Annotated in this window: 8 protein-coding genes; 4 read left to right on the top strand and 4 right to left on the bottom strand. The window is 74.4% G+C overall.

Features of this window, described 5'->3' with window-relative positions:
- Positions 1-52: 52 nt before the first annotated feature.
- On the top strand, positions 53-829 hold the full coding sequence (locus BG452_RS02640) for a pirin family protein (RefSeq protein WP_317620869.1): 777 nt from the start codon (positions 53-55) through the stop codon (positions 827-829).
- Positions 830-856: 27 nt separating this feature from the next.
- Here BG452_RS02640 and BG452_RS02635 read toward each other — a convergent pair whose 3' ends face one another.
- Positions 857-1690 carry a serine hydrolase domain-containing protein gene (locus tag BG452_RS02635; protein WP_188302481.1) on the bottom strand — a complete coding sequence of 278 codons (834 nt, stop codon included), beginning with the start codon at positions 1688-1690 and terminating at the stop codon, positions 857-859.
- Positions 1691-1808: 118 nt separating this feature from the next.
- Here BG452_RS02635 and BG452_RS02630 point away from each other — a divergent pair, with 118 nt between their 5' ends.
- On the top strand, positions 1809-2312 hold the full coding sequence (locus BG452_RS02630; RefSeq protein ID WP_188302480.1) for a MerR family transcriptional regulator: 504 nt from the start codon (positions 1809-1811) through the stop codon (positions 2310-2312).
- Positions 2309-3322, top strand: a complete 1014-nt coding sequence (locus BG452_RS02625; RefSeq protein WP_188302479.1) for an aldo/keto reductase — start codon at positions 2309-2311, stop codon at positions 3320-3322. The genes BG452_RS02630 and BG452_RS02625 overlap by 4 nt, the downstream gene beginning before the upstream one ends.
- 68 nt (positions 3323-3390) lie before the next feature.
- On the opposite strand, the gene BG452_RS02620 is transcribed toward BG452_RS02625, so the two are convergent.
- Positions 3391-3969 (bottom strand): TIGR03086 family metal-binding protein, encoded by a 579-nt coding sequence (locus BG452_RS02620; RefSeq protein WP_188302478.1) that lies wholly within the window; start codon positions 3967-3969, stop codon positions 3391-3393.
- Positions 3970-4079: 110 nt separating this feature from the next.
- On the opposite strand from BG452_RS02620, the gene BG452_RS02615 reads away from it, so the two are divergent.
- Complete coding sequence (locus BG452_RS02615; RefSeq protein ID WP_188302477.1) at positions 4080-5069, top strand: helix-turn-helix transcriptional regulator; 990 nt, start codon at positions 4080-4082, stop codon at positions 5067-5069.
- A gap of 31 nt (positions 5070-5100) precedes the next feature.
- On the opposite strand, the gene BG452_RS02610 is transcribed toward BG452_RS02615, so the two are convergent.
- Entirely contained in the window at positions 5101-6315 is a 1215-nt protein-coding gene (locus BG452_RS02610; RefSeq protein ID WP_317620868.1) for an alpha/beta hydrolase, read from the bottom strand.
- A 187-nt stretch (positions 6316-6502) separates the two neighbouring features.
- On the bottom strand, positions 6503-6850 hold the full coding sequence (locus tag BG452_RS02605) for an MmcQ/YjbR family DNA-binding protein (protein ID WP_188302476.1): 348 nt from the start codon (positions 6848-6850) through the stop codon (positions 6503-6505).
- Between the last annotated feature and the right edge of the window lie 103 nt (positions 6851-6953).

Genomic DNA, 6953 nt, shown 5'->3' with positions numbered 1-6953 from the left:
GGGGCGCGCCCGCGCCCGGGGACGGGCCGCCCGGCACAGTACGGTGGGGCCCGTGACCGACGCCGCCGCCCGCCCCCGTGCCGACCTGCGCCGCACCGCCGAGCGCTACCGCTCCACCCCCGCCGAGGGCGTCGAGACCCGGCACGCGTTCTCCTTCTCCGGCCACTACGACCCGAAGAACACCCACTTCGGCGCGCTGCTCGCCTGCAACGAGGAACTCCTCGCCCCCGGCGCCGGGTTCGAGGAGCACAAGCACCGGGACACCGAGATCCTCACCTGGGTGCTGGAGGGCGCACTCGCCCACCGGGACTCGCACGGCCACAGCGGGGTGGTGCGCCCGGGCATGATCCAGCACCTGAGTGCGGGCTCCGGGGTCACCCACACCGAGCGCAACGTCGGCGGTGCCACCGGCCCGGTGCGCTTCGTCCAGATGTGGCTGCAGCCGGACGAGTTCGACGCCGCCCCCGGGTACGGGCTGCGCAAGGTGGAACCGGCGGACGGCGGGTTGACGCTGCTGGCCTCCGGGCTGGAGCGGGACGCCGGGACGGACGCCCTGCGGCTGCGCCGCGGTGACGCCGCGCTCTGGCTGGCCACCGCCGGCCCGTGGCAGCCGCTGCCCGAACTGCCGGCGGCGCCCTGGCGGTACGCGCACCTGGCGGCCGGCTCGCTGGGCTACCGGACCGTCCCGGGGCCCAAGGGCGCCGGCCGGTCGATGGTGCCCGGCGACAGCGTGCGGATCACCGGCGAGGCCTTCGCCGACCCGGCGGCCGGCGAGACCGGCGCCCAGCTGCTGTTCTGGGAGATGCACTCGCCGGTCTCGTACGGCTGAGGGCCGGACGGCCGCCGGATATCCGCCTCAGCCGTTCAGTTCGGTGAGGACGGCGTCGGAGAGCGGCGGCCAGGCCTCGACGGCCCAGGGGCCGAAGTCCCGGTCGGTGAGGGCGATGCAGGCCGCGCCGGCCTGCGGGTCGACCCAGAGGAAGGTGCCGGACTGGCCGAAGTGGCCGAAGGTCCCGGGGGAGTTGGCGGTGCCGGTCCAGTGCGGGCTCTTGCCGTCGCGGATCTCGAAGCCGAGGCCCCAGTCGTTCGGGCGGCGGTGGCCGTAGCCGGGCAGCACGCCGCTGGTGCCGGGGAAGGCGACCTCGCGGGTGGCCCGGTGGAGGGTGGACGGGTCCAGCAGCTTGGGGGACTGCAGCTCGGCGGCGAACCGGGTGAGGTCGGCGACCGTGGACAGGCCGCCGGCGCCGGCCGGGGACTTGCTCGTGGTGTTGATCAGGGTGTCGTGCATGCCCAGCGGCTCGAACACCGCCTCGGTGACGTACTGGTGGAACGCGATCCCGGCGGCCTCGGCCAGGGTGCGGGCGAGCACGTCGAAACCGGCGTTGGAGTAGAGCCGGCGGTTGCCGGGCTCGGCGAACAGCCGGTCCTCGTCGAAGCCGAGGCCGGAGGTGTGGGCGAGCAGGTGGCGGACGGTCGAGCCGGGCGGGCCGGCCGGGTCGTCCAGCTCGAACACGCCCTCCTCCAGGGCGACCAGGGCCGCGTAGGAGGTGAGCAGCTTGGTCACCGAGGCCAGCGGGAAGAGGTGCTGCTGCGGACCGTGGGCGCCCAGCACCGCGCCGTCCGACCCCCGGACCACCGCGGCGGCGGCGTGGGGCACGGGCCAGTTGTCGATCATCCGCAAGCTCTCCATGCGGTCGACTCTAGCCGGGGCCGGATCGGGGTGGTGGGGCCACCCGGCTCGGCGGCTTGCTTGGAGTGCACTCCAACTCGGTAGCGTCGTCATCGTCACAGGACAGGGGGAATCGATCATGGCCACACCCGTACGGGCCAGGGCCGGTCTGCGCAGCTGCGCCGAGGTGTTCAAGGGCCCGGTCGGCGAGCCGGACCGCACCCCGCGGCACACCATCAGCGAGGTCGCCGCGGCCAGCGGGCTGACCGCCCACACCCTGCGCTGGTACGAGCGGATCGGGCTGCTCGACCCGGTCGACCGCGCGGCCGGCGGCCAGCGCCGCTACTGCGACGGCGACCTGCACCGGCTGGCCTTCCTGGGCCGGCTGCGGCTGACCGGGATGTCGGTGGCGGACATGCTCAAGTACGTCGACATGGCCCGCCGCGGCGAGGAGACCTACGCCGAGCGGCGGGAGCTGCTGGAGGCGCAGCGCGAGGAGGTCCGGCAGCGGATCACCGACCTGCAGGCCACCCTGGCCGTCCTCGACCACAAGATCGATCTCTATGCCGGGAGGATCGCCGACGCCACCGGCGCCCCCGTCCGATGCCAGTACCACCGAGTAGAGGAAGAGCAGAGCGCATGACTCACCCCGTCCTTCCCACCGCACCCCTCGGCACCGACGGCCCGCTGGTGGGCGTCCAGGGCCTCGGCTGCATGGGCATGAGCGAGTTCTACGGCCCGACCGACTCCGCCGAGGCGCTCGCCACGCTGGACGCCGCGCTGGAGGCCGGCGTCACGTTGTTCGACACCGCGGACATGTACGGCTCCGGCCGCAACGAGGAGTTCATCGGCCCCTTCATCCGGGCCAACCGCGACCAGGTGGTGCTCGCCACCAAGTTCGCCATCGAGCGCGACGAGAACGACCCGTCCAAGCGCGCCATCCGCAACGACCCGGCGTACATCCGCAGCGCCGTGGAGGGCTCGCTGCGCCGGCTCGGCGTGGACGTGATCGACCTCTACTACATGCACCGCCGCAACCCGGACGTGCCGCTGGCCGAATCGGTCGGCGCCATGGCCGAGCTGGTGCGGGCCGGCAAGGTCCGGCAGCTGGGCCTGTCCGAGGTGACCGGGGCCGAGCTGCGCGAGGCGCACGCCGTGCACCCGATCGCCGCGGTGCAGTCCGAGTGGTCGGTGTTCGCCCGTGACGTCGAGCGGTCGGCGGTGCCCGCCGCGGCCGAGCTGGGCGTCACCTTCGTGCCGTACTCGCCGCTCGGGCGCGGCTTCCTGACCGGCGCGTTCCAGGACGCCGCGAAGCTCGCGGCGGACGACTTCCGCCGCACCCACCCCCGCTACACCGGCGAGAACGCCGTTGCCAACGGCGAACTGCTCGCGCCGATGCGGGAGATCGCCGCGGCCCACGGCGCCACGCTCGCCCAGGTCGCGCTGGCCTGGGTGCACCAGCGGGCGCAGGTGCACGGGCTGACCGTGGTGCCGATCCCCGGCACCCGCAAGCGCAGCCGGCTGGTCGAGAACACCGGTGCGGCGGCCCTGCGGCTGAGCGCGGCGGAGCTGGCACTGCTGGAGCCGCTGGCCGGACAGGTCGCCGGGGACCGTTACGCGGACATGCGCAACACCTCGGTCGGGCGGGAGTAGTACCCCCCGGGCCGGCCCGGGAAGTCGCCGACTTCCCGGGCCCGCACGGGGGTTCGGGCCGTACGGGTTCAGACCTCGCGGCCCATCCAGGCGGCCAGCCGGGTGTGCACGTCGGCGTCCTCGGCGACCGGCCGCACCGCGGCGAACGGGACGCCCTCGACCCGGCTCGCGGGCGGCAGGACCAGCTCGGCGACGGCCAGCGCGGTGTGCGCCAGGGCGTCGTCCAGGACGAAGCCGTTGCCGAGGGCGGTGGCGATGTCCCAGGAGTGGGTCACCGTCTCCATCACGTAGCCGCCGACCACCATCCCGCCGGGCACCTCGCCCCAGGGGGCGAAGGTCGGGCGGCCCAGCTTGGCGTCGTCCGCCCAGGCGGCGGTGGCGCGGGCGGCGGCCCGGGCGAGTGCGGCCGGCCAGCCCTCGTCGGACGGGTCCTCGATGGCCGCCACGACGTCCTCGGCGCGGCCGCCCTCGCCCAGGTAGGCGAACCGGTGGACGCCGCCGATCACGTGGTTCAGCAGTCGGCGCAGCGTGAACTCCTCGCACGGGGTGGGCCGGTCGAGGTCGGCGGGGGTGACGTCGGCGAACAGCTTCTCCAACTGGCCGAGGGCGGCGAGGTACTGCGGGCGGGCGTCCTGGACGGTGCTCATCTGCGGTCGGCTCCTTGTGCGGTGCGATGCGGTGCGGTCTTTCGGGCTCGGAACGCAATCTCCCAGTAAAACCTGACAACTGCCGTCAGGATTGTTGGGATTCTGGTGTCATGAAGGCCGACCGCCTGCTCTCGATCCTGCTGCTGCTCCAGACCCGCGGCCGGGTGCCCGCGACCGAACTGGCCGAACGGCTGGAGGTGTCCGTCCGCACCATCTACCGGGACGTGGAGTCGCTCTCCGCCGCCGGGGTGCCGGTGTTCACCGAACGCGGCCGGCACGGCGGCATCAACCTGCTGCCCGGCTACCGCACCGACGTCACCGGGCTGACCGCGGACGAGGCCCGGGCGCTGTTCGTGCTCTCCGCCCAGGGCGCCCACAGCGACCTCGGGCTGGACGGCGCCCTCGGCTCGGCGCTGCGCAAGGTGATGGCCGCGCTGCCCGCCCCGCACCGCCCGGCCGCCGAGCGGGTCAGCGAGCGCATCCTGGTCGACCAGGCCCGCTGGATGCAGAACCCCCAGGCGGGCGCCGGGAGCGGGCCGGACCTGGGCGAGCTGCAGTACGCGGTGTTCGCCGACCGGCGGCTGCGGCTGCGCTACCGGCACGGCGGCACGCCCGCGCCGGTCGAGTACACCGTCGACCCGTACGGGCTGGTGAGCAAGGCCGCGGTCTGGTACCTGGTGGCCGATCTGCGCGGCGAGCCACGGCTGTTCCGGGCCGACCGGGTGCTCGCCGCCGAGACCACTGAGGAGGCGGTGCGCCGCCGGGCCGGGGTGGCGCTCGGCGAGGTGTGGGCGGCGCTGCGCGAGCAGGTGGAGCGGCTGCCGAAGGACGTGCCGGCCCGGGTGCGGGTCCGGCGCGGACGGCTGGACATGTTCCTGCGCATCCACGGCGGGCGGGTCACGACGCCGCCGCCGGAGGCGGGCACCGGACCGGCCGAGGAGTGGGTCGAGCTGGCGATGGCCTTCCCGGCCGCGGCGGCCGTCCGCGCGCTGCTGGCCTTCGGCGCGGAGGTCGAGGTGCTGGACCCGCCGGCCGCCCGGCGCGAGCTGGCCCGGGCGGCGGCGGAGGCCCTCCGGCTGTACCAGGAGCAGCCGGACTGACGGTCGCGGAAGGGGTTCTGGCGGACAGGTCCTAGGAGTCGGACTGGGGCCGCAGCACGTCGCGGTAGTCCCCGAGCGAGATCGCCGCGAAGTTGTGCAGGCTGTCGGTGCCGTCGGTGAAGTAGCCGTTGTGGCCGGAGGCGCGGGCGGAGGAGATCTGCTCGGCGCCGAAGCCGCTGCCGGTCGGGTCGGCGCCGTGGCCGAGCTTGCCGACCTCCAGGAACGGGACGTTGCCGATCCAGTCGCTGGGGTTGCGGGTGGCCCACACGTGCACGCCGCGGCCCAGTTCGCCGGCGGACTGCACGCCCATGCCGGGGCTGCCGAACACCATCATGTCGGTGATGCCGGAGGTGTCGGACGGCGAGGCGGCCGCGCGCGGGATCTTCGGGGCGGCGGTGCCGCAGACCACCGAGCCGTACGAGTGGCAGAGCAGCGACGGGGGCGCGTCCGGCCGGGTGGTCTCCTTGAGGCCGGCCAGCAGTCGCTCCAGCCGGGGCGCGGCGACGTCGGCGAGCCGGGAGGTGGCCGCGTCCGGGCCGAGGCCGGAGGGGGTGACGTACCCCGTCCAGGCGATCACGGCGGTCCGGGTGCCCGGGGCCTGGCGCTGCTCCTCGGCGTACAGGGCGCGGGCCATACCGGCCGGGGAGCGCAGCGGTTCGGCCGCCTGGTCGAAGTGGCCGAGGTCGGCGTCCGAGCCGGGGACGACGACGGAGATTCGCTCGGCGTCGGCGAGGTCGCCCCAGACCTCGCTGACCAGGCCGCGGCCGCGCGGGTCGAAGGCGAGGATCTGCCGGTTGGGGGAGAGCAGGTGCTCGACGTCGTTGGCGCGGGAGACGGCCAGCGCGCGGGTGTCGGCGTCCAGCCTCTGGTCGGCCGCGCGGGCCCGGGCGGCGTCGCGCTCGTCGGCCAGGGCGATCCGGTTGGCGCGGTAGCGCAGGTCCAGCGGGGCGCCGTCGTAGTTGCCGACGACCAGCGGGTAGGCGGTGACCAGCCGGTCCAGTTCGGTGGGCGCGAGCGAGGCGAAGAACGCGGCGGCGTCGGCGGGGCTGGTGGTGGCCGGGTCGGGCAGCAGGCGGCCGAAGGTGTGGTCCTGGATCCAGGCGGCGCTGCCGGCCGGGGGCGTGGAGATCGCCAGCTGCTCCGAGGAGACCGCGGCCGCGGCCGCCGAGGCACCGGCGTCGGCGAGCACGGCACAACCCGCGAACGCCCCGATCAGTACACGCTTCCAGCGTCGACGGTTGCGCACCGCACCAACTCCCTTGGGGCCCGTCACCGTTTCTCGGGCGGTGCCCGGAGGGTGCGATTGGACTGCTGAACTTTCCCTGGGCAAGCGTAGAGGTCACGGGAGGGTGACGGACCCGCCTAAACTGTGGGATGGATCACATGAACCGGCGGTGTCTTTTCAGCGTCTCCGAGTAGCTGGTAGTGCGGCGTCAAACGGAGTACCGGGCGTCGAATCCGGCGACCAGCCGCTTGGGCGCCGTCCGCCGCCAGGCCTCGGTGACCAGGTCGTCGAGCTCCGCCGGGTCGACCAGGTCCAGCCGGACGCTCACCCAGCCGTGCCGGCCGACGTACCGGGCGAAGGAGAACACCTCGGGCTCGGCCGCGATCAGTTCGGCCTGGTCCTCGCGGGAGGCCTTGAGGGTGATGCTGTCGCCCTCGGGCGAGCCCATCGCGAAGACCTTGCCGCGCACCCGCAGCGTCTCGATGCCCCAGGTCGGCTCCTGGGCAGCCTCCGGGAGGGCCAGGGCCATCGCGCGGAACTCGTCGAACGTCACCATGACGGCAGGTTAGGGCAGGGGGCTGACAGTGCGCCCCCGGTGTGCGCGGTGGCACACCGGGGGCGCGTCGGGCGCGTCGGGGGCGGAGCCGGGTGGGGAGTCG

This window comes from Streptomyces sp. CBMA123, assembly GCF_014596465.1.
In the GTDB taxonomy this organism is placed as follows: Bacteria; Actinomycetota; Actinomycetes; order Streptomycetales; family Streptomycetaceae; genus Kitasatospora.
Note: the sequence above shows the minus strand (reverse complement) of the source record. Positions and strands in the feature narration are given on the sequence as shown.

Coding starts and splice junctions, on each gene's coding strand:
- BG452_RS02605 (WP_188302476.1), bottom strand. CDS start 6,850: ATGGTGACGTTCGACGAGTTCCGCGCGATGGCCCTGGCCCTCCCGGAG.
- BG452_RS02615 (WP_188302477.1), top strand. CDS start 4,080: ATGAAGGCCGACCGCCTGCTCTCGATCCTGCTGCTGCTCCAGACCCGC.
- BG452_RS02630 (WP_188302480.1), top strand. CDS start 1,809: ATGGCCACACCCGTACGGGCCAGGGCCGGTCTGCGCAGCTGCGCCGAG.
- BG452_RS02635 (WP_188302481.1), bottom strand. CDS start 1,690: ATGGAGAGCTTGCGGATGATCGACAACTGGCCCGTGCCCCACGCCGCC.
- BG452_RS02620 (WP_188302478.1), bottom strand. CDS start 3,969: ATGAGCACCGTCCAGGACGCCCGCCCGCAGTACCTCGCCGCCCTCGGC.
- BG452_RS02625 (WP_188302479.1), top strand. CDS start 2,309: ATGACTCACCCCGTCCTTCCCACCGCACCCCTCGGCACCGACGGCCCG.